Annotated in this window: 15 protein-coding genes; all 15 read left to right on the top strand. The window is 36.0% G+C overall.

Features of this window, described 5'->3' with window-relative positions; all coding sequences use genetic code 11:
- Positions 1-34 precede the first annotated feature (34 nt).
- The 15 genes from dnaE (at position 35) to NQ499_RS09890 (ending at position 22,334) form a co-directional block, all read left to right on the top strand.
- Positions 35-3,100 carry a DNA polymerase III subunit alpha gene (gene dnaE, locus NQ499_RS09960; RefSeq protein WP_040389667.1) on the top strand — a complete coding sequence of 1,022 codons (3,066 nt, stop codon included), beginning with the start codon at positions 35-37 and terminating at the stop codon, positions 3,098-3,100.
- 1 nt (position 3,101) lies between these two features.
- The gene (gene polA, locus NQ499_RS09955) at positions 3,102-5,705 is read left to right on the top strand and encodes a DNA polymerase I (protein ID WP_006504901.1); all 2,604 of its coding nucleotides are present in this window, start codon (positions 3,102-3,104) and stop codon (positions 5,703-5,705) included.
- The gene (mutM, locus tag NQ499_RS09950; protein WP_006504902.1) at positions 5,705-6,517 is read left to right on the top strand and encodes a bifunctional DNA-formamidopyrimidine glycosylase/DNA-(apurinic or apyrimidinic site) lyase; all 813 of its coding nucleotides are present in this window, start codon (positions 5,705-5,707) and stop codon (positions 6,515-6,517) included. The genes polA and mutM overlap by 1 nt, the downstream gene beginning before the upstream one ends.
- A 2-nt stretch (positions 6,518-6,519) precedes the next feature.
- Entirely contained in the window at positions 6,520-7,473 is a 954-nt protein-coding gene (locus NQ499_RS09945) for a Gfo/Idh/MocA family protein (RefSeq protein WP_006504903.1), read from the top strand.
- Complete coding sequence (coaE, locus tag NQ499_RS09940) at positions 7,461-8,033, top strand: dephospho-CoA kinase (RefSeq protein WP_006504904.1); 573 nt, start codon at positions 7,461-7,463, stop codon at positions 8,031-8,033. Before NQ499_RS09945 ends, coaE begins: the two co-directional genes overlap by 13 nt.
- Before the next feature lies 1 nt (position 8,034).
- Complete coding sequence (locus tag NQ499_RS09935; protein ID WP_040389668.1) at positions 8,035-9,273, top strand: DnaD domain protein; 1,239 nt, start codon at positions 8,035-8,037, stop codon at positions 9,271-9,273.
- The gene (locus tag NQ499_RS09930) at positions 9,270-10,166 is read left to right on the top strand and encodes a hypothetical protein (RefSeq protein ID WP_006504906.1); all 897 of its coding nucleotides are present in this window, start codon (positions 9,270-9,272) and stop codon (positions 10,164-10,166) included. Before NQ499_RS09935 ends, NQ499_RS09930 begins: the two co-directional genes overlap by 4 nt.
- 94 nt (positions 10,167-10,260) lie before the next feature.
- Positions 10,261-11,220 carry a 6-phosphofructokinase gene (pfkA, locus tag NQ499_RS09925; RefSeq protein ID WP_006504907.1) on the top strand — a complete coding sequence of 320 codons (960 nt, stop codon included), beginning with the start codon at positions 10,261-10,263 and terminating at the stop codon, positions 11,218-11,220.
- 68 nt (positions 11,221-11,288) lie between these two features.
- Positions 11,289-12,719, top strand: a complete 1,431-nt coding sequence (pyk, locus tag NQ499_RS09920) for a pyruvate kinase (protein ID WP_006504908.1) — start codon at positions 11,289-11,291, stop codon at positions 12,717-12,719.
- Between the two features lie 308 nt (positions 12,720-13,027).
- A complete protein-coding gene (gene thrS, locus NQ499_RS09915; protein ID WP_006504909.1) occupies positions 13,028-14,785 on the top strand; it encodes a threonine--tRNA ligase in 1,758 nt (585 codons plus the stop codon).
- A gap of 120 nt (positions 14,786-14,905) precedes the next feature.
- Entirely contained in the window at positions 14,906-16,030 is a 1,125-nt protein-coding gene (gene proB / locus NQ499_RS09910; RefSeq protein WP_006504910.1) for a glutamate 5-kinase, read from the top strand.
- On the top strand, positions 16,030-17,268 hold the full coding sequence (locus NQ499_RS09905; RefSeq protein WP_006504911.1) for a glutamate-5-semialdehyde dehydrogenase: 1,239 nt from the start codon (positions 16,030-16,032) through the stop codon (positions 17,266-17,268). Before proB ends, NQ499_RS09905 begins: the two co-directional genes overlap by 1 nt.
- 114 nt (positions 17,269-17,382) lie before the next feature.
- The gene (locus NQ499_RS09900) at positions 17,383-17,808 is read left to right on the top strand and encodes a MarR family winged helix-turn-helix transcriptional regulator (RefSeq protein ID WP_238319818.1); all 426 of its coding nucleotides are present in this window, start codon (positions 17,383-17,385) and stop codon (positions 17,806-17,808) included.
- Positions 17,801-20,506 carry an ATP-binding cassette domain-containing protein gene (locus NQ499_RS09895; protein WP_006504913.1) on the top strand — a complete coding sequence of 902 codons (2,706 nt, stop codon included), beginning with the start codon at positions 17,801-17,803 and terminating at the stop codon, positions 20,504-20,506. Before NQ499_RS09900 ends, NQ499_RS09895 begins: the two co-directional genes overlap by 8 nt.
- Positions 20,499-22,334: an ABC transporter ATP-binding protein gene (locus NQ499_RS09890; RefSeq protein ID WP_006504914.1), complete on the top strand. Its 1,836-nt coding sequence runs from the start codon at positions 20,499-20,501 to the stop codon at positions 22,332-22,334. Before NQ499_RS09895 ends, NQ499_RS09890 begins: the two co-directional genes overlap by 8 nt.
- Positions 22,335-22,355 lie beyond the last annotated feature (21 nt).

Genomic DNA, 22,355 nt, shown 5'->3' with positions numbered 1-22,355 from the left:
TGGTATAATGAGGAACAAGGAAGGAGAGGATACCATGTTTGGACACTTACAAATTAAAAGTGCTTATAGCTTTCAAGAGAGTACTCTATTAATTAATGCGCTTATAGACAATGCAAAATCAAAACATATCCAGGCTCTTGCCTTAACAGATGATAACAACATGTATGGGGCCTATGAATTTTATGAAGCCTGCAAGAAGGCTTCTATTAAGCCGATACTAGGTGTCAATGCCTCTATTATGTTTAATGATGACCTGATTCATCTTGCACTTTATGCACGTGATGATGTAGGTTATAAGGATTTAGTACGTATTGTGAGTGATATTAATCTCAATGAGAATAAAGCTATCACATTGAAAGCTTTATCCAACTATCGTGATCATCTTTATGTTGTATCTCATGAATATGAAGATCGACTCATTGAAAAAGAAGCTACAAGTAAAGAAGACTTACTCACTCATGCTCAAATAGAGAGTCCAGTACTAAGCTTTATGAAAACTATGAAGAAGCTCTTTGGCGCCTCTTATCGTATCATGATTGTGGAAGATGGCCTCAAGGGACATACACTTCGTAATCAGACATTGATTAAATATGCTCAATTCTTAGATATTCCCTGTATCTGGGGTAATGATGTGCGTTATTTACATCCACATGATGCCTTTACACTGGATCTCTTACAAGCTTCTAAAAAGGGAGAAGTGCTTTCTAAGGATTATGAACCACTTACAAGTGAGCGTTATCTAAAAACAGAAAAAGAAATCAGAGAATTATTTAGTCGTTATCCAGATATTATTAAGAATACAGAAGAAATGATTGATAACTGTTATGGTTCTATTCAAAAAACAAAGAACGGTCTTCCTCGCTATCAGACACCTCATGGTGATAGCGGGGCATATCTCAGACATCTTTGTATTAAAGGATTGAAACAACGCTTTAAAAATCAGACTATCACAGATGATTATAAAGACCGTTTACTTTATGAATTAAAAACTATTCATACTATGGGGTATGATGATTACTTCTTAATTGTATTTGATTATGTACAATATGCGAAAAAACATGGTATACTCGTAGGCCCAGGAAGAGGATCTGCGGCAGGCTCACTGGTTGCCTATTGCTTAGGAATTACAAATATTGATCCTTTAAAATATGATCTTCTTTTTGAACGTTTCTTGAATCCAGAAAGAGTATCCATGCCAGATATTGACGTAGACTTCCAGGATGATCGTCGTGATGAAGTCATTCAATATGTATGCAACAAATATGGTCATGATCATGTGGCTCAGATTGTCGCTTTTTCTACATATGGTCCACGTGTCGCAATAAAGGATTTAGGAAAAGTGATGGGTATCCCTTTACCAAGACTCGAAATGATTGCGAAGATGGTACCTACTGCACCTAAACATCGTAAAAGTATTACTGAAGTTTATTCTACAAGTGCCTCATTCCAGGATATGATTCAAAAAGATCCAGTGCTTTCACGCCTTATTGCGCCTATGAGCTTAGTAGAATATCTTCCACGTAATATCACAATGCATGCAGCAGGGGTTGTCTTATCCTATGAACCATTAAGAGATGTTGTGCCTTTGGTCATCGGTCCAAGTGATATGATCATGAGCCAGTATTCAAAGGACTATATTGAAAAAACAGGTTTACTCAAGATGGACTTTTTAGGACTTAAGAATCTGACTATGATTGATTATATTATGAAGGATATAGAAAGAAGACTTGGTCAGACCTTTTCTATCAATAGTATCCCTCTTAATGATGCACGTACCTACCACCTTATCGCTCGTGGTGATACAACAGGGGTCTTCCAGTTAGAATCAAATGGTATGCGTTCATTACTTATGAAGATGAAACCGGATCATTTTGATGATATCGTCGCTGCAGTGGCCTTATATCGACCAGGTCCAATGGAAAATATTCCTCTCTATCTAGAAGGTAGAAAGAATAAAAATAATATTACTTATTTAGTCAAAGAACTTGAACCTATTCTAAAGTCTACATATGGCATTATGATTTATCAGGAACAGATCATGCAGATTGCTCAGGTCATCGCAGGATTCTCTTTAGGACGTGCAGATATATTAAGAAAAGCTGTTTCTAAAAAAGATGAAAGCATGATGGCTAGTATGAAGGAAGAATTCCTTCAGGGAGCTATTAAGAAAGGATTTGATGAAAAGATTGCCTTGAAACTTTATCAGATGATAGAGAAATTTGCGAATTATGGCTTTAATAAGAGTCACTCTGTTGCCTATGGTTATATGGCTTATCAATTGGCTTATTTAAAAGCCAATTATCCACTCTATTTCTTTGCAGCCATTCTTTCCAATGAATCAGGTTCTGCTTCTAGTAAGATGCGTATTATAGAAGAATCTAAACGCTATGGAGTCAAGATTCTTCCACCTTCTATTAACTATTCTTATTCACGCTTTGTAGTAGAAGAAGGAGGAATACGTTATTCTTTAGTCTCTATTAAAAATGTAGGGGCTGCAGGCTATAAGATGATTCTTAAGGAAAGAGAAAAAGGTCTCTTTAAGGATATGTATGATTTCTTAGCCCGTATCCCTTCTCTTTCATCTAAGATGTTAGAAAGTTTAATTGATGCAGGGGCTTTTGATGAATTTAATAAAAATCGTGCTTATTTACGTAAGAATATTTCACTGATGTTAGAGTATATTCAATTAGGGGTGGATGAAAAGCCAATCTTTGAAGAAGTCAGAGAAAACAAATATGAACGTTTAGAAAGAGAAAGAGAAGTACTTGGTCTCTATGTATCTACACATCCTATTGTTTATGTAAAACAGAAGATCAAGCATCCTTTAGTTAATTTTGTAGATGTAGAAAACTATATGGATCGTAATATATTAGTTGTATGTTCTATTAGTTCAGTACGTGCCATTGTAGATAAGAAAGGTCGAGAAATGGCATTTATTGAAGGACAGGATGAAACAGGACAGGTAGAATTTGTCTGCTTCTCTAACCAATATGAACGTTTTAAGAATATATTAGAAAGAGGAAAGATTGTGGAAATGAATGTACGTGTTCAATACCGTGATCGTTTATCTCTTATTATCAATCAAGTAAAGGAGTTATAAAATGGAAGAATTGATTTTAATAGATGGGAACTCATTACTATTTAAGGCATTCTATGCCACTAGCTATACAGGAAACTATATGGTGAATCGTAATGGTATTCCTACTAATGGTGTCTATGGATTTGCCCGTATGGTGGATAAGATCCTCGATAATAATCCTAAGTATGTGATTGTCGCATTTGATTATGGAAAGAAAACATTCCGTAATGAATTGTTGGATACCTATAAAGCCCAAAGAAAAGAAACACCAGAAGAACTGATTCCTCAGTTCTCTCTCGCAAGAGAATACTTAACAGCTCATAATATCACATGGTATGAAGTAGAAGGCTTTGAAGGTGATGATATTATTGGTACACTTGTTGATTTTGGTGAAAAGAATAATCTGAAAGTATCGGTCTATACAGGAGATAAAGATGCATTCCAGCTTATTTCGCCTCAAACGACAATTTATCGTACAATCAAAGGTGTGACTGAACTTGATATTTATAACGAACAGACTTTACTTGATAAATATGGCTTAAAGCCAGATCAGATCAGAGATTTCTTAGGACTAATGGGTGATACTGCCGATAATATCCCAGGTATTAAAGGTGTAGGTGAAAAGACTGCCTTAAAACTATTACACCAGTATGAAACCATTGAAGGATTAGAAGAACACCAGAATGAACTCAAGGGTAAAATGGGTGAAAAGATCAGAGCAGGTATGGAAGATGCCTTAATGAGTAAGAAGGTGGCTACAATACTTAGAGATGTTCCTTTAGATGTTGATTTGAAGAAAGCAGAGTATGAAGGCTATGACTATGACACATTAAAGTCATTCTATGAAACATATGATATGAACTCTTTGATTAAATCTATGACAATTGAAGCCGCACCTAAAAAGGAACTGAAGCTAGAAATAGTGGACCATATGCCTGGAATCACAAAAGACAGTGCTGTCTATGCTTCTATTTATGATACAAATTACCATCGTTCTATTATTCTAGGTTATGGTATCTATAATGATGAACAGGCTTATTTTATTTCTTATGAGAATGCCCTTAAGGATGAATCATTCCTTGCTTATCTAAAGGATGAAACTAAGAAGAAGTATGGTTATGATATCAAGAGTGCAGTCATAGGTTCTAGATGGAATGGTGTAGAAATCAATGGTTATACATTTGATTTGTCTCTTGCATCTTATGTATTAGAACCAGCTATTAAAGAAGAACTCAAATATGTATGTACACACTTTGACTATGATGGTGTTCAGTATGATGAAGAAGTATTTGGAAAGGGTGCTAAAAAGCATATTCCAGATGATGCATTACTGGCTCAGCATACTGTTTCTAAAGCCAAGGCTATTTATGAATTAAAAGATGTTGTCACAAAAGAATTAAAAGATAAAAAGCAGTATGAACTATATGAAGACATTGAGCTTCCTGTGACACGTATTCTAGGAGAAATGGAATTTGCCGGCACTGAAATAGACTTAGATGTATTAAAGGAAATGGATGAAGCCTTTGATGAAACAATAGAAAAGTTGTCTAATGATATCTACCGTATCTCAGGTACAACCTTCAACATCTCTTCACCTAAACAGTTAGGTCAGGTCTTATTTGAAGATCTAGGTTTAAAGGGCGGCAAGAAGACAAAGACAGGTTATTCGACAAGCCAGGATGTCTTAGAAAAAATCATTGATGCCCATCCTGTTGTCCCACTTGTTCTTGAATATAGAATGTTGACTAAACTCTCTTCTACATACTTAAAAGGACTGCAGGAACAGGTCTTCCCAGACAATAAGATTCATACAATCTACAAACAGACACTTACTCATACAGGACGTTTGTCTTCTGTTGATCCAAATCTTCAGAATATTCCTGTAAGAAGTGAAGAAGGAAAACTCATTAGAAAAGCCTTTGTATCACATAATGGCTATCTTGTATCTTTTGACTATTCACAGATTGAATTAAGAATACTTGCGCATATGGCTCATGTGACTAACCTTATTGATGCCTTTAATCAAGGTAAGGATATCCATAGACATACAGCTGCTTTAGTATTTGGTGTGAAAGATGAAGAAGTTACTCCACAGATGCGTTCACAGGCGAAAGCCGTTAACTTTGGAATCATCTATGGTATGAGTGAATTCAGACTCTCTAAGGACATTGGGATGTCCATTGCCGAAGCAAGAAACTTCATTAATAAATATTTTGAAACCTATCCAGAAGTAAAAACATATATGGATGAAGTCGTAGAAGTATGTAAAAAACAGGGTTATGTCTCTACACTATTGAATAGAAAAAGATATATTCCTACAATCAATGATAAGAACTTCATGGTACGTCAGCAGGCACAGAGATATGCAATGAATACACCAATCCAGGGAACGGGTGCAGATATTCTAAAACTCGCGATGATTGAAGTAGATAAAGCACTAAAAGTTCATCACTTAAAATCTCAGATGATTCTTCAGGTACATGACGAACTGATCTTTGATGTCTTTGAAGATGAACTAGAAGAAGTCATGTCTCTTGTGAAAGAAAAGATGGAAAACTGCATTAAGATGGATGTACCTCTTATTGTGGAAGGCAACTATGCCAAGAACTGGTGTGAATTAAAGTAATGCCTGAATTACCAGAAGTAGAAACAGTACGAAGAACCCTTAAGAACTTCGTACTTCATAAAACAATTGACTCTATAGAAGTACGTTATACACGTATTATTGATGGAGATGTAGAAGCATTTGTCTCTACACTTATTCATCAATCCATATGCGATATAGATCGATATGGTAAATATTTGATCTTTATTTTAGATCATGATGCATTTATTTCTCATCTAAGAATGGAAGGGAAATACAATATAAAACAGAAAGATGAACCCTATGATAAACATGATCATATTATCTTTCATATGACAGATGGCACAGATCTTCGTTATAACGATACAAGAAAGTTTGGTCGTATGCAGTTAGTAGACAAAGAACACTATCGTGAATATCCACCACTTAATCGCTTGGGTCAGGAACCAATGGATGCTTCTTTTGATTACATCTATCCTCGTATTCATCAAAGTCATCTGCCTATCAAACAATTATTATTAGACCAGTCTATTTTTACTGGAATTGGAAATATCTATGCGAATGAAATATGTTTTAGAATGGGGATGGATCCTCGTACAAGAGGTGACAGACTTTCAAAGAAACGTATTTTAGAATTAATAGAAGTATCCAGTACTATTTTGAAGGAAGCCATTGCCCAGGGTGGTACAACCATCCATTCATTTGATGCCAATGGGATCCATGGATTATTCCAGGTTACTTTGTCTGTCCATGCACAGAAAACATGTTCAAAGTGCAAGGGACCTATAAAGAAAATCACGATTGCAGGAAGAGGCACATACTATTGCCCAAACTGCCAGAAAAGGAGATATTAAATATGTTGAATTGGGGTGTAATAGGATTAGGAAGAATTGCCCAGAGATTCTGTGACAGCTTGTCTCACTTTGATGAAGCATGCTTTTATGCAGGGGCATCTCGTAATCCAGAAAAAAGACAACAATTTAAAGAAATCTATCATCCAGAAAAACTCTATGATGATTATATCAAATTACTTGAAGATGAGAATGTAGATATTGTCTATATCGCATTACCACATGCCTCTCACTATCATTATGCATTAGAAGCAATGAAGCATCATAAAGCTGTTCTTGTAGAAAAGCCAGCCACTCTAACAAGCAAAGAAATAAGAACACTCTGTGAATATTCAGAAAAAAATCATGTTTTCTTTATGGAAGCCATGAAATCCAGATTTATTCCAATGATCAATCAAGTTCATAAAGAAATAGATAAAGGTATTATTGGAGATATTGTCTCTATAGAAAACCATTTCCAGTCCATTGTACCTTATAATGAACAATCATATATTTATGACCCGGAACAGGGTGGTGCTTTATATGATACAGGTATTTATAATATTGCGGCTGTTCTAGATTTTGTGAAGAGTCCTGTTGTCTCTATTTCTAATGATGTGAAAGTAGAACATGGTGTAGATGTACATGATGCAATTACTCTTACATTTGAAAATGGTGTTAAAGCCTTCATGGAAGCTTCACTTGATGGACCAGTAAGAAAAGATATGATTATTACAGGTACTAAAGGGACTATCATACTAGATCCATTCTACCGTCCTACAAAAGCTGTTATTTCATTCAATGGTGAATCCTTCACGGGAGAAATACCTTATGATATTGATGATTTCCATACTGAAATAGAAGCCTGTCATGAAGCTATTGCGTATATTAAGGTGGAAAGTGATCGTATGAGTCATCAGGATAGTATTGACTGTATAGAACTTATGGAACGTATTGGAGAAACAATATGCAGGTCATAGGACTCACTGGTGGTATTGCGAGTGGTAAGAGTACTGTCAGTTATTATTTAATGACTCATGGCTATGAAGTGATTGATGCGGATGAAATCTCACGTCATGCCTTAGAACCAGGTACAAAAGCTTTTAAACAGGTTATAGAACACTTTCCTGTACTTGAAAACGAAAAAATTAACAGACAGAAGCTGGCAGATATTATCTTTAATGATCCGAATGAAAAGAACTATTTAGAAGGAATACTACATCCCTATATTAGAAGTGTTATTGTACAAAAAATCAAACAATCTAAAAATAACCTTGTCTTTATTGATGTCCCATTGTTATTTGAAGCAGGGTGGGATGATCTATGTGATCATACAGTAGTCGTCAGCTGTGACAAAGAAACACAAATTCAAAGAGTCTTATCACGTGACCATTGTACACGTGCACAGGCGCTTGACCGTATTAGAAATCAGATGTCTTTAGAAGATAAAGAAAAACGTGCGGATTATATCATTAGAAACAATACAAACTATTATGATTTAGAAAAAGAAATATTACGTGTCTTAAAGGAGGTGGAATAAGATGCTCTATGCAACAGATGTCTATTTAAGTGAACGTTCATTACCACTTAGTAGTAATGACTGTGATATTCTCACTTATTTATATGCACCATTACTCAAGACACAGGCTTATAGTCTTTATATGTATTTGAATGTTGAATCTATGCGTATGCGTCATTTCCACCAGCCATGCGCCATCAGTCGCTTGACAATGGCATTAAATCTAGACTTGGAAGAACTTGAGCAGGCAAGAAAGACATTAGAAGGTTTAAGCCTGCTTAAATCCTACTATAAAGAATCAGAAGGACAGGGTGTCTATGTCTTTCACTTAATGACACCACTTTCTGTCAATGCTTTCTTTAGGAATCAGATTCTTGCCGGATTATTACAGAAAACGATAGGAATAGAAGAATATACCAAAACAAAGAATTACTTCCGTTCAGGACTAGAAAAGCTCACTGAATATGAAGAAGTCACATCTCGCTTTGAAGATGTCTTTACAATTGATTTATCACAAAACAAACCATTGAAACATGAATCAGGATATCAAGAAGAAGAAAGTGAACGTCCAATTATTCACTATGATCTCACTCTCTTCTATGAAACATTAAAGGACTATCAGGTTCCTATGAAAATAGTGAATCGTAATGAAGATACAATTAAGCAGATTGCGACTCTTTATGCGATTGATCAGCTATCTCTCGCATTAATGGTCAAGGATGCGATTGTGGAAGGTAAATTTAATCGTAAAACATTAGTAGAACAGGCAAAGCGTTATTATAGTGCTGATTCAGTGAGCTCACTTAAAGAGGTCTATCATACTCAGCCTATCCAGCACGCTTCACCACAGACAAATAACGATTCTCTCAACAAGCATTTTAGATATCTTGAGACAATCTCTCCCTATCAGTTATTGAAGAATAAACAGGGAGGAAAAGAACCAGCTCTTCATGATCTTAATATTGCGGAATCATTGATGGCTATGGGACTTACTCCTGCAGTCACTAATATGTTGATAGAATATGTTTTAGGTAGAAGTAATGGACGACTAGACAAGAACTATTGTGAAACAATTGGTGCTTCATGGGTAAGAAAAGGGTTGAAGACAGCTCGTGATGCGTATCAGGAAGTTCATAATACGAAACCTCAAAAAACAATCAAGAAGACTACAAAGAAAAAAGAAAATAAACCTGTAGAAGTCAGTGCGCAGGATCAAGAAGAATTAAGACGATTAATGGAAGGTCTAGGAGGTGATCTATGATGATAAAAGCAGGACAGATTCTTTCTTTTGATAAAGAATTAGAAAATACAAGAAACCAAAGTCTACAAGAGTTAGTTAAAAGACAAGATATTAGAGAATTTATAGAAAAGAATCATTTAACTAAAAAGGCTCTGGAAGATGCCTGGGTGGACTTACTTGCCTACGTGGATGATCATGAACCTTGTGTGCATTGTCATGGTATCAATGAATGTCCTAAGATGAATAAAGGTCAGCAGATCACTTTGAGCTATGATTCCTATGTTCATCGTGATGTGTGCAGCTGTATTTATGGTCTGGAAAAGCATGAAAATGATCAGCTTCTTTCCCGTTTCCATTACAACAATATGTCTACAAGACTTGCGCTTATTAGCTTGAAAGATATGGCAGCTGAAGCAATGAATAAAAATGATGCAGGTACGATGCTTTTGACGAAACAGCTGATTGAATATGTCAATAAACCACAGATCAAAGGCTTTTTAGTATGTGGTGGACCCAATCGTACAAGAATCATGGCAGGTATGATGAACGCACTTGCGAGACGTGGCTATGAAGTAGGCTTATGTCATGTACCTACACTTATGGCAGATGTCAAAGCAAGCTTTAATTCAAATGAAGATACATCTTTAGTAGAACTTGTAAAAAACATTCCTTATTTACTCTTGGATAGTGTTGGTGAAGAAAATGTCACGAATTGGTCTAGAGACGAAGTATTGGCGATGATTTTAGACTATCGTATTTTAAATGAATTGCCTACTTTCATGACTTCTGCATACAGTTTTGAAGACCTGGAAACGATTTACATGAGTAAATATAATGATAAACGTGAACAGTTAAGAGCAAAAAATATTGTTTCTAAAATGAAAGCGCTATGTTGTGAAATAATTATTGACTAAAAAAATTGATTGGAATAGAATTGTTGATGGTAAGGAACGAACAATTATGCTAGAATGATTTTGAATATAATTGATAAGTTGAGAGGAGAAAAAAATGGTTAAGTGTATTGGTGTTTTAACTTCTGGGGGAGATGCTCCTGGAATGAACGCTGCAATTCGTGCAGTAGCTAGAACTTGTCTTAACAAGGGTATTGAAGTATATGGCGTTAGACTTGGCTATAAAGGTCTTCATGAAGGTAAGTTCATGAAATTCGATCGTCATAGTACTCGTAATATCATCAACAATGGTGGTACTATTTTAAAATCTGCTCGTTTCCCTGAATTCAAAGATCCTGAAATCAGAAAAGAAGCAATCGAACAGATGAAAAAAGTAGGTATGGAAGCATTAGTAGTCATCGGTGGTGACGGTTCATACAATGGTGCTTTAAAGCTTACAGAAATGGGAGTAAATTGTATTGGTCTTCCAGGAACAATTGACAATGATATTCCTGATACTGATTTCACAATTGGATTTGATACTGCATTAAATACAATTGTTGAAGCATTAGATAGATTAAGAGATACTTCTTCTTCACATCAGAGATGTACTATCCTTGAAGTAATGGGTAGAAGATGTGGTGACCTTGCAATTAATGCAGGTATCGCAGCTGGTGCTGAACTAGTAATCACTTCTGATACTGGTTATGATGAAGATAAGATCATCGAAAGATTAAAACAGTCAAAGGCATCTGATAAGGACCATGCAATCGTGGTTATTACTGAACATATCACTGATGTCAATGAACTTGCAAAGAAAGTCGAAGCTGCAACAGGTTTCGAAACTCGTGCAAATGTCTTAGGTCATTTACAGCGTGGTGGTAGACCAACTGCAAGAGACCGTGTCTTAGCTAGCCGTATGGGTGTTAAGGCTGTAGAACTTCTTGAAGAAGGTAAAGGTGGACTTTGCGTAGGTGAAGTACATGGCCAGATTACTGCTTTCCCTATCACAGAAGTATTAAGTCATAAGCATGTAGCTGATGCTGGTATTTACGAAGACGCTAAGAAGTTACGTTAATTTCTCAGTGTGTTTGTTAAATATATATAACGGAGTGTAAATTTATTTGGTTGATTAAGGAGTCTAAAATGGTTAAAGAAAAAATGAAAAAAACAAAAATTGTTTGTACTATTGGTCCTGCTTCACAGGATAAAGAAATGTTAAAGAAGCTTATTAAAGCTGGTATGAACGTAATGCGTTGTAACTTCTCTCATGGTGACTATGAAGAACATGCTATGAAGATGGATACTTTAAGAGAAGTAAACAAGGAATTAGGTACTGATGTAGCTATCATGCTTGATACTAAAGGTCCTGAAATCCGTACTGGTGCTTTCGAAGGTGGATTCACTGAATTCAAGAAAGGTCAGGTTTCAGTAATCACTCCAGAAGAAATTGTTGGTTCTGCAGATCGTTTCACAATTTCTTATAAGGAATTATACAAAGATGTTAAGCCTGGTGCTTATATCTTAGTTAACGATGGTCAGGTTGCATTAGTAGTTGACCACGTTGAAGGACAGGATATCTATTGTGTAGCTGCTAACGATGGTAGAGTTAAGAACACTCGTGGTATCAACGTTCCTGGTACTAAGTTACAGTTCGAATTCTTATCAGAAAAAGATAAGAACGACTTAATCTTCGGTTGCAAACAGGATGTAAACTTCATCGCTGCTTCATTCGTAAGAAGAAAACAGGATGTATTAGATATTAAGAAATTAATTGCTGAAAACGGTAAGCCAGATATCAAAGTATTACCAAAGATTGAATGTGTTGAAGGTGTTGAAAACATCGATGAAATCATCGAAGTAGCTGATGGTATCATGGTTGCTCGTGGTGACTTAGGTGTAGAAGTACCTGCTGAAGATGTACCTCTAATCCAGAAGTCAATCATCAGAAAGTGTAATGCTGCTGGTAAGGTTGTTATTACTGCAACACAGATGCTTGAATCTATGCAGGAAAACCCAAGACCAACAAGAGCTGAAGTATCTGACGTAGCTAACGCTATCTATGATGGTACTGATGCTATCATGTTATCTGGTGAATCTGCTCAGGGTAAATATCCTGAAGAAGCAGTATTAACTATGAACAAGATTGCTCATAAGATCGAAGGAAACTTAGACTATGCTTCAATCTTAAGAAGAGCTATCAGAACTGCTGATAACTCTAACTCTTCAGAAGCTATCTGTATGTCAGTTGCTGAAATTGCTGCAAACTTCAACGTTTCAGCTATCATCGCATTCACTGAAACAGGTGCTACTGCAAAACGTATGTCACGTTATAGACCACATTGCCCAATCATCGCTCCAACTCCATCTGATGATACAGTTAAGAAATTAGCTCTTAACTGGGGTGTTAAGCCTGTACTTTGCAAATCTATGAAATCAAGAGAAGGTTTAATGGATCTTGCAATGGTTATCGCTAAGGAAAACGGAATTTCAGCTGGTGAACAGGTAATCGTAACTGGTGGTACTCCAGGTGTTTCTGGTTTAACAAGTTACTTAGAAATCGTTACAATCAAATAATTTTTGATAATTAGGAATAGGGTGACCTATTCCTTTTTTTCTTTATTGACAATTAACTGAAGTGGTGTACAATAAAGGCACAAGCTACGAAACAGGATATGTCTTTAAGATAAAAGCTTACTAGAGAGGAAGAAATGGTGGAAACTTCCAAGATATTTACTTAAAGGTACTCCCTGTGATGCCGAACTCGAAAGAGATTCCGTGACTCGCGTTAAGAGATGAGAGGTTATGCATTGCATAACGAATAAAGGTGGTAACACGAGACTTCGTCCTTTGATGAGGTCTCTTTTTATTTATAGGAGGAGAATATGAGCGATTTTTTAAATGACAAAGATTTAAATACTTTAAATCATTCATGTGCACACGTATTAGCACAGGCAGTTAAACATCTTTACCCACAGGCTAAATTCTGGGTTGGTCCAGTTGTCGAAGAAGGATTCTATTATGATATCGATTTAGGTGATCAGACTATTTCTGATGATGACTTACCTAAGATTGAAAAAGAAATGAAGAAAATCTGTAAAGATGGTAAGAGAATCGTGAGACATGAAGTCTCTAAAGAAGAAGCTTTAGAAGAATTCAAGGATGATGAATATAAGCTAGACTTAATCAATGGTTTAGAAGATGGTACAATCACTACTTACTCACAGGGTGATTTCACTGACTTATGTCGTGGTCCACATGTAGAAACAGTTAAATTATGTAAGAACTTCAAGTTAATCAAACATTCAGGTGCTTATTGGAAAGGTGATAAGAACAACAAGGTTCTTCAGAGAATCTATGGTGTATGTTTCCCAACTAAAGAAGAATTAGAAGCACATCTTCAGTTATTAGAAGAAGCAAAGGAAAGAGATCACAGAAAACTCGGTAAAGAATTAGGTATCTTCATGTTTGCGGATATCGTAGGTAAAGGTTTACCAATGTGGTTACCAAATGGTTTCACTGTCAGACGTTTATTATCTGATTACATCATGAACAAAGAATTAGAATTAGGTTATGAACATGTTATGACACCTTCTCTTGGTAACGTTAAGTTATACAAGAAATCTGGACATTGGGCTCATTATAAAGATGATATGTTCCCAGCTATGGAATTAGATGATGAAGCATATGTATTAAGACCTATGAACTGTCCACACCATATGGTTATGTATAAATCTACATTACATTCATATCGTGATCTTCCAGTTAGAATTGCGGAAATTGCGAACGATTTCCGTTTTGAAGCAAGTGGTGCTTTAACTGGTATTGAACGTGCAAGAGCTTTCACACAGAATGATTCACATATCTTCTGTCGTCCAGACCAGATTGCTCAGGAATTCAAGAATGTAGCACACTTGATTCTTGATGTATATAAAGACTTTGGTTTTAAAGATTACTCATTCCGTTTATCATTAAGAGATAAGAACAACAAAGAAAAGTATTTCGGTAATGATGAATTATGGGAAAAGAGTGAAAATGAATTACGTGAAGTATTAAAAGAAATGGATGTAGAATTCTATGAAGCAGAAGGCGAAGCAGCATTCTATGGTCCTAAACTTGACGTACAGGTAAAGAGTGCATTAGGACATGATGTTACTTTATCTACTATCCAGTTAGACTACCAGTTACCAGAAAGATTCGAATTAACTTATGTTGATGAAAATGGTGATAAGGTAAGACCAGTTGTTATTCATAGAGCAATCTTAGGTTCATTAGACCGTTTCATTGCCTTCTTATTAGAAGAAACAAAAGGCAACCTTCCTCTATGGTTAGCACCTACTCAGGTTCAGGTTATTCCAGTTAAACTTGAATACCATGATGAATACGCAAAAGAAGTTGTGGCTAAGTTAAGAAAGGCACACTTCAGAGTAAATAACGATAATAGAGATGAAAAGCTTGGTTATCGTATCAGAGAAGCACAGTTAAAGAAGATTCCTTATCAGTTAGTACTTGGTGATAATGAAAGAGATAATGGTACTGTGACTTATCGTAAACATGGTGAAAAGAAACAGACTACAGTAACTTTTGATGAATTCGTAGAATTATTAAATACAGAAGTAGAAAACAAAACTTTAAGCCACTAATATATTTGACTCCCTTTACTGGGAGTCTTTTTTTGTGAAAAGACAAAAATCAGTATGTTTTGTTTGCTTTTAAAGTGTTTTACCCCCTATAATAGACTATACAATAAAGGAGTGTTTTCGATGAAACGTAGAATAGAAGAAGTAAAGAAAATTGTTATTAAGGTAGGCTCAAGCTCACTTTGTGACAAAGATGGAAAAATTAATAAAGAAAAAATATTGATGCTAACATGGCAGATTGCCAAACTTAAAAGAGAAGGCTATATCGTTGTTCTAGTCTCTTCAGGAGCCATTGCAGCAGGTATGGGCGCATTAGGACTAGACAGTAAACCGAAAACACTACCGGAAAAACAGGCTTTAGCTGCAATTGGGCAGGCAAGACTAATGGAAATCTATGAAGAAATATTCCAGGTCTTTAATATGAAATGTTCTCAGATCTTATTAAACCATGATGACTTTGATGATCGTCATCGTTTAATGAACTTAAACCATACAATCAATGCACTACTCAATTATGGTGTGGTTCCTATTATTAATGAAAATGATGCTTTGGCAGTAGATGAAATCAAGGTAGGAGACAATGATACATTGGCTTCACTTATTGTTCCTTTAGTAGAAGCCCAACTATTAATTCTCGTGAGTGATATTGATGGTCTTTATACAGGCAATCCTCATACTGATCCTGATGCTGTGCTTATCCACTATGTAGATAAGATTGATGATACAATTTTGAGCTATGCAGGAGATGCAGTCAGTGGTCTAGGTACAGGTGGTATGGCGACTAAACTAAAAGCGGCTCAAATGGTCAATGCATTAGGTAGTCATATGTGTATTGTGAATGGACAGAAAGAAAACAGTATATTAAATGCTTTAGATAATGAAGGGACTTGGTTCAATGGTGCTTCTGGCACAAATATGAATGCTAGAAGACATTGGATTGCCTATCGTACTAAACCAAGAGGAACAATTATAGTTGATGCAGGATGTAGAAAAGCGATTGTTGACAAGCATGTCAGCCTTTTACCTACAGGTATTAAAGATGTGGAAGGAAGATTCTTAGAGGGACAGGTTGTTGATATCAAGGATGAAGCGTTAAATACAATTGCGAAGGGTGTTGTCAATTATGCCAGTGATGAAATCAGACTGATTAAAGGACACCAGTCTTCTGAAATAGATGACATATTACATCGTCATGACTATGATGAAGTAGTACATGCGAATAACATGGTTGTATTGGAGGAAAGATAATGAATACATTATTAGAAACACAATTAAAGCGTGCAAAAGCAGCTGCACGTCTTTTAAAGAATATGCCTACTTGCACAAAGAATCAGGCACTAGAGAAAATTGCCGATGCATTAATTGCACGTAGTGATGAAATATTAGAAGCCAATAAAAAAGATATGGCACATGCCAAGGAAGTCAATATGACTAAGGCTATGCAGGATAGACTCTTATTTACTCATGAACGTATTATAGGAGTGAGTGATGGAGTCAAGAAAGTGGCCGCATTACCTGATCCTATTGGTGAAGTGATGGAATCCTGGACAAGACCAAATGGTCTAGAAATTTCTAAAGTGAGAGTGCCTATTGGCGTCTTTGGAATTATCTATGAAGCCCGTCCTAATGTCACTGTAGATATTGCCTCTCTTTGCTTAAAATCAGGCAATGCCTGTGTTTTAAGAGGGGGTAAAGAAGCCATTCATACAAATAAGAAATTAGTAGAAATCATGAAGGATGCTACAAAGGATATCTTACCAGAAGGGGCGATTGAATTGATTACAGAACTAGATCACGCCATCGTAGGAGAACTGATCCATGCCAATGAATATGTGGATGTTATTGTACCTAGAGGTGGTGCTGGACTCATTCAGTTTGTTGTTAAGAATGCAACAGTACCTGTTATTGAAACAGGCGCTGGTATCTGCCATCTTTATGTTGATAAGGATGCGGACCTTAATAAAGCATTAACTATTGCAGTCAATGCAAAGATTCAAAGACCTTCAGTATGTAATGCGATAGAAACAATACTTGTACATAAGGATGTGGCAGACACGTTCTTACCTGAACTTAAAAAAGCCTTTGAAAAAGTAGAAATCAAAGGGGATGATGCAACATGTCAGATCATTCACTGTGAACATGTTACAGATGACAGTTATGCAACAGAATATGATGACTATATTGTGAATATTAGAGTTGTTAACTCAGTCGAAGAAGCAATTAATCATATTTATACATATTCTACAAAGCATTCAGAATCCATTATTACTGAAAACGATGAAACAGCTGCATTATTTATGAACAGCTTAGATAGTGCCTGTGTGTATCATAATGCTTCTACAAGATTCTCAGACGGTGGAGAATTTGGCTTTGGAGCAGAACTGGGTATCAGCACACAGAAACTTCATGCCAGAGGCCCACTTGGTTTAAAAGAAATGTGTTCTTATCAATACAAAATTGAAGGAAATGGCCAGATTAGAGAGTAGTAAAAAATACTACTCTTTTTTTATTGACAATAGTTAGCACCCTAACTATAATATTTAGCATGCTAACTAATAGTAAGGAGGTGCACAACGGACATGCAGGAGAATGTCAAAGTGATGATAGATAAGGTCGCAGTACTTAAAAAAGTCGTAGGAAAGTATATGATGCGCAACTTTAAGGATATGCCTTTAACAGGCGATCAATCACGCTTGTTATTTGTGATTAAAGAACATGGTCATTCTCAAAAAGAAGTGGCACAATGTCTTCATATTTCTGATGCAACACTTTCAGTAAGAATCAAGCGTCTAGAAGAAGCAGGCTATATTATTCGTGAACAGAATCCTCAAGATAAACGTCATTCTACAGTGCGTTTAAGTAAATTGGGTGAAGAGTATTTAGAAAACTGTAAGGATAAGATGAGGCATATGGAAGAAGTATGCAGCAGAGGACTCACAAAAGAAGATCATGATGCCGTATTACATATGATTGATATGATTATTAAGAATATGGAAGAAGAATTAAAGGAGGAAGACGATGCTTAAGCTGAAGAAATATTTTAAGAAATATTGGTTATTATTTGTATTAGCCATCGTTTGTATATTTGGACAGGCCTATACTGAATTAACACTTCCTGATTATATGTCTGATATCGTATCGAGCGGTATTCAGGCAGGAGGCTTCGATTCAGCTATATCTCCTGTATTAAGTGAAAAGACTTATAATCATTTATTATTATTTGTCTCTTCAAAAGATCAAAAAGTATTAGAAAATTATTATAAGAAGACTCCTGTAAAGGATGTGGACAAATCTTATTATAAGACATTCAAGAAAGCAAAAAATCAGACTTTATATATCTTAAAGAAAGATGTAGATGAAGAAAAACTCAATAAAGTATTAACTAAGCCAATGTTGATTGTTTATTCTATGAATAAAATGAAACCTGGTACAAAGCAGTATAAATCATTTGAAACAAAGATTGATTCAGCTATTAATTCTGCTAAGGAAGGTTATCAAAAAGGCTTAGATGGCTATAATAAAGGTTTAGAACAGTATAATGCTGGCATGGCTAAATACAATCAGGGTGTGAAGCAGTATGAACAGATGCAGACTGCTATTAAACAGTATGATAGTGCATTAAACGCACTAAACACTCAGTTTGGTTCATATGAAAAAGCCAAAGAAATGCAGAACACTTTAACTGCACAATACAATGCATTACCTGAGGGGGACACAAAAACAAAGCTTCAGGCTCAATTAGCTGGTATTTCTCAGGCAGTCGCTGGTTATGAAAAACTCAATGCCTCAGAAGCTCAGATGGCGCAAATGAAGAGTCAGTCTTCAACAATCAAGAAACAGCTTGATCAGGCTAAAGAAAAAGTCGCTTCTGCAAAACCTCAATTAGATGAATCTAAGAAGAAACTAGATGATGCAAAAGCACAGATTGATGCCATGGAAACACATTTAAACAATGGAGATATTTATTATTTCATTGGTTCAATGAGTGAAGAAGAACGTAATAAGATGTTTGAAAGCGTCGATAAGCAGATGAAGACTATGGGTGAATCTACAATGAAGATTGCAGCTGGTGAAGGTGTTAAAGCGGAATATAAGAAGCTTGGCGCGGATGTCAATAAAGTGCAGAACCAGTATATTGCCCATAAAGGTATGCAGATGTTAGCTATTGCCTTACTTGGTGCTGTGGCTTCTATCTGTGTTGCATTCTTAGCATCTAGACTTGGTGCAGCAGTTGCAAGAGATTTACGTTTAGCTGTATTTAAGAAGGTTGAAAGCTTCTCTAATACTGAATTCAATAAGTTCTCTACAGCCTCTTTAATTACTCGTAGTACAAATGATATTGTTCAGATCCAGATGGTTCTTGTGATAATCGTAAGAATGTGTATGCTTGCTCCAATCAATGGTATTGGTGGTATTATGAAAGCTGTCAAGAACTCACCATCCATGACATGGATGATCTTCCTAGTTGTCATTATCATCTTTGGAGTACTTGGTGTCACTTTCTCTATTGCTATGCCTAAATTCAAGATTATCCAGCAATTAATTGATAAGTTAAACTTAGCTATGAGAGAAAACCTTTCAGGTGTTCTTGTCATTCGTGCATTTGGAAATGAAGAAGAATCTGAAAAACGTTTTGATCAGGCAAACAAGGATTTAACACATACAAACTTATTTGTTAATAGGGTGATGGTCTCATTAATGCCTATCATGATGTTTATCATGCAGGGTATGACATTACTTATTATCTACTTTGGGGCGAAGCAGGTTGATTTAGGTAATATTGCGATTGGTGAAATGATGGCCTTCTTACAGTATGCCATGATTATCGTTATGAGTTTCTTAATGGTCGCAATGATTGCGGTTATGTTACCTCGTGCAAGTGTAGCGGCAAACCGTGTGGCTGAAGTATTAAATACTGAACCTACAATTGAAAATCCAAAACAGATCACACCATTTGAAGAAGACAAGAAAGGTTTAATAGAATTCAAACATGTATCATTTAAGTATCCTGGTGCTGATGAACCAGTCTTGACTGATATTGACTTTACAGCCCGTCCTGGTCAAACAACAGCTTTTATTGGTTCAACAGGTTCAGGTAAATCAACGCTTATTAACCTTATTCCTCGTTTCTATGATGTCACTGAAGGTGAAGTGATGGTAGATGGTGTGGATGTAAGACATGTTTCTATGCATGATTTAAGAGACCGTATTGGTGTTGTACCTCAGAAGGGATTATTATTCTCAGGTACAATTGAATCAAATATTAAATATGGTGCTCCTGATTTATCTGATGAAGAATTGGCTGAAGTGATTGATGTTGCGCAGGCAAAAGAATTCATTGAAACAAAACCATTGGGCGTTGAAGAACCTATTGCACAAGGTGGTACAAACGTATCAGGTGGACAAAAACAGCGTCTCGCAATTGCAAGAGCACTTGCGAAAAATGCTGAAATTCTTATCTTTGATGATAGCTTCTCAGCACTTGACTTCAAGACTGATGCCACACTTAGAAAACGTCTAGGAGAAATGACTGCAAAGACACATAACACTGTCTTAATCGTTGGACAGCGTATTGCATCTATTATGCATGCTGATCAGATCATCGTACTTGATGAAGGTAAGATTGTAGGAAAAGGCACACATGAAGAATTAATGAAAACATGTTCTGTCTATCAGGAAATTGCCTTATCTCAGTTATCAAAGGAGGAATTGGACAATGAATAAAAATCGTCGCGCTCCAATGGGTATGGGCAGAGGCCGTGGTAATAATGAAAAAGCTAAGGATTTAGGTGGTACATTAAAGAAGTTACTCGCCTACTTAAAACCATATCATTTAAAGATTTGTTTTGTTATGGTATTTGCGATATGTTCTACTATCTTTAATATTCTAGGTCCTAAAATTCTTGCGAAAGCAACAGATAAATTATCAGAAGGTATCATGGCGAAGGTAGCCAATACTGGTGGTATTGATTTTAATTATATCGTCAAGATTTTATTGATTCTTGTCGTGTTATATGCAGCAAGTTCACTCTTCAGCTATATTATGGGTTGGATCATCTCTGGTGTTTCACAGGATGCAGCCTTCTCACTTAGAAAAGATATTTCTAAAAAGATGAACCGTTTACCACTTTCTTATTTTGATAAGCATACAAGTGGTGATATTCTTTCTCGTGTCACTAACGATATTGATACAATCGCTCAGTCACTTAACCAGTCTTTATCTACACTTATTTCTAACGTAGTCACTCTTGTTGGTATCTTTATAATGATGCTTACAATCAGCTGGCAGATGACTTTAATTGCAGTTGTAGTATTACCTGTTTCAATGATCTTGATGCGTTTAGTCATGAAGCATTCACAGAAATACTTCACTCAGCAGCAGAACTCACTTGGGGATGTCAATGGTCATATTGAAGAAATGTATGGTGGACATCAGGTAGTCAAAGCGTTCAATGGTGAAGAAAAATCTGTAGAGCAGTTTGAGCAATACAATGAATCACTTTATACATCTGCATGGAAATCACAATTCTTTGGATCACTCATGATGCCTATTAGTAACTTTATTGGTAATATCGGTTATGTAGGTGTTTGTATTATCGGTGGTATTCTAGCAGGTTCTAAAACAATCACTATTGGTGATATCCAGGCATTTATCCAGTATGTTAGACAGTTCAACCAGCCAATTTCACAGATTGCTCAGGCGGCTAACTTATTACAAAGTACAGGTGCAGCGGCAGAACGTGTCTTTGAATTCTTGGAGGAAGAAGAACTTACAGAAGACTCAGCCACTCTTACAACTGATGAAGTACAGAATATGAAGGGTGCTGTCACTTTTGCAGATGTACATTTTGGATATAATCCAGATAAGATCATCATCAATGACTTCTCACTCCATGTTCATGCTGGTCAGAAGGTGGCCATTGTTGGTCCGACTGGTGCAGGTAAAACAACTATTATTAAATTGTTGATGCGTTTCTATGAACTCAATGGTGGTTCTATCATGATTGATGGTGAAGATATCACTCAAATGAAACGTAGTGATCTTCGTTCATTATTTGGCATGGTATTACAGGATACATGGTTATTTAATGGTACTATCATGGATAACTTGAAATATGGTCGATTAGATGCCACTGATGAAGAAGTGAAAAAAGCGTGCGTGAGTGCGCATGTAGATCACTTTATTCATACACTATCTGATGGCTATAACACTATGATCAATGAAGAATCTTCTAATATCAGTGCAGGTCAGAAGCAGTTATTGACTATTGCTCGTGCCTTTTTAAAGGATCCTAAGATTTTGATTCTTGATGAAGCAACATCTTCAGTTGATACAAGAACAGAAGTATTAATTCAGCAGGGGATGGATGAATTAATGAAGAATAGAACATCATTTGTTATTGCGCATCGTCTTTCTACTATTAGAGATGCTGATACAATCATCGTTATGCGTGATGGTGATATTGTAGAAATCGGTAATCATGAAGGATTACTTAAAGAAAATGGTTTCTATGCTACACTTTATCGTTCACAATTTGAAAATGGACAGTAAAAAGCTTGATAGTCTCTTGAC

The organism is Catenibacterium mitsuokai, from assembly GCF_025148785.1.
Lineage (GTDB): Bacteria > Bacillota_I > Bacilli_A > Erysipelotrichales > Coprobacillaceae > Catenibacterium > Catenibacterium mitsuoka.
The sequence above is the reverse complement of the archived record's forward strand: the minus strand, read 5'-3'. Positions and strand labels throughout refer to the sequence as shown.

Bases quoted from the DNA above. Each gene is read 5' to 3' on its own strand.
- coaE (WP_006504904.1), top strand. From the start codon at position 7,461: ATGCAGGTCATAGGACTCACTGGTGGTATTGCGAGTGGTAAGAGTACT.
- NQ499_RS09900 (WP_238319818.1), top strand. From the start codon at position 17,383: ATGATAGATAAGGTCGCAGTACTTAAAAAAGTCGTAGGAAAGTATATG.
- NQ499_RS09890 (WP_006504914.1), top strand. From the start codon at position 20,499: ATGAATAAAAATCGTCGCGCTCCAATGGGTATGGGCAGAGGCCGTGGT.
- NQ499_RS09905 (WP_006504911.1), top strand. From the start codon at position 16,030: ATGAATACATTATTAGAAACACAATTAAAGCGTGCAAAAGCAGCTGCA.
- pfkA (WP_006504907.1), top strand. From the start codon at position 10,261: ATGGTTAAGTGTATTGGTGTTTTAACTTCTGGGGGAGATGCTCCTGGA.
- NQ499_RS09930 (WP_006504906.1), top strand. From the start codon at position 9,270: ATGATGATAAAAGCAGGACAGATTCTTTCTTTTGATAAAGAATTAGAA.
- dnaE (WP_040389667.1), top strand. From the start codon at position 35: ATGTTTGGACACTTACAAATTAAAAGTGCTTATAGCTTTCAAGAGAGT.
- proB (WP_006504910.1), top strand. From the start codon at position 14,906: ATGAAACGTAGAATAGAAGAAGTAAAGAAAATTGTTATTAAGGTAGGC.
- NQ499_RS09895 (WP_006504913.1), top strand. From the start codon at position 17,801: ATGCTTAAGCTGAAGAAATATTTTAAGAAATATTGGTTATTATTTGTA.
- polA (WP_006504901.1), top strand. From the start codon at position 3,102: ATGGAAGAATTGATTTTAATAGATGGGAACTCATTACTATTTAAGGCA.
- pyk (WP_006504908.1), top strand. From the start codon at position 11,289: ATGGTTAAAGAAAAAATGAAAAAAACAAAAATTGTTTGTACTATTGGT.
- NQ499_RS09935 (WP_040389668.1), top strand. From the start codon at position 8,035: ATGCTCTATGCAACAGATGTCTATTTAAGTGAACGTTCATTACCACTT.
- thrS (WP_006504909.1), top strand. From the start codon at position 13,028: ATGAGCGATTTTTTAAATGACAAAGATTTAAATACTTTAAATCATTCA.
- NQ499_RS09945 (WP_006504903.1), top strand. From the start codon at position 6,520: ATGTTGAATTGGGGTGTAATAGGATTAGGAAGAATTGCCCAGAGATTC.
- mutM (WP_006504902.1), top strand. From the start codon at position 5,705: ATGCCTGAATTACCAGAAGTAGAAACAGTACGAAGAACCCTTAAGAAC.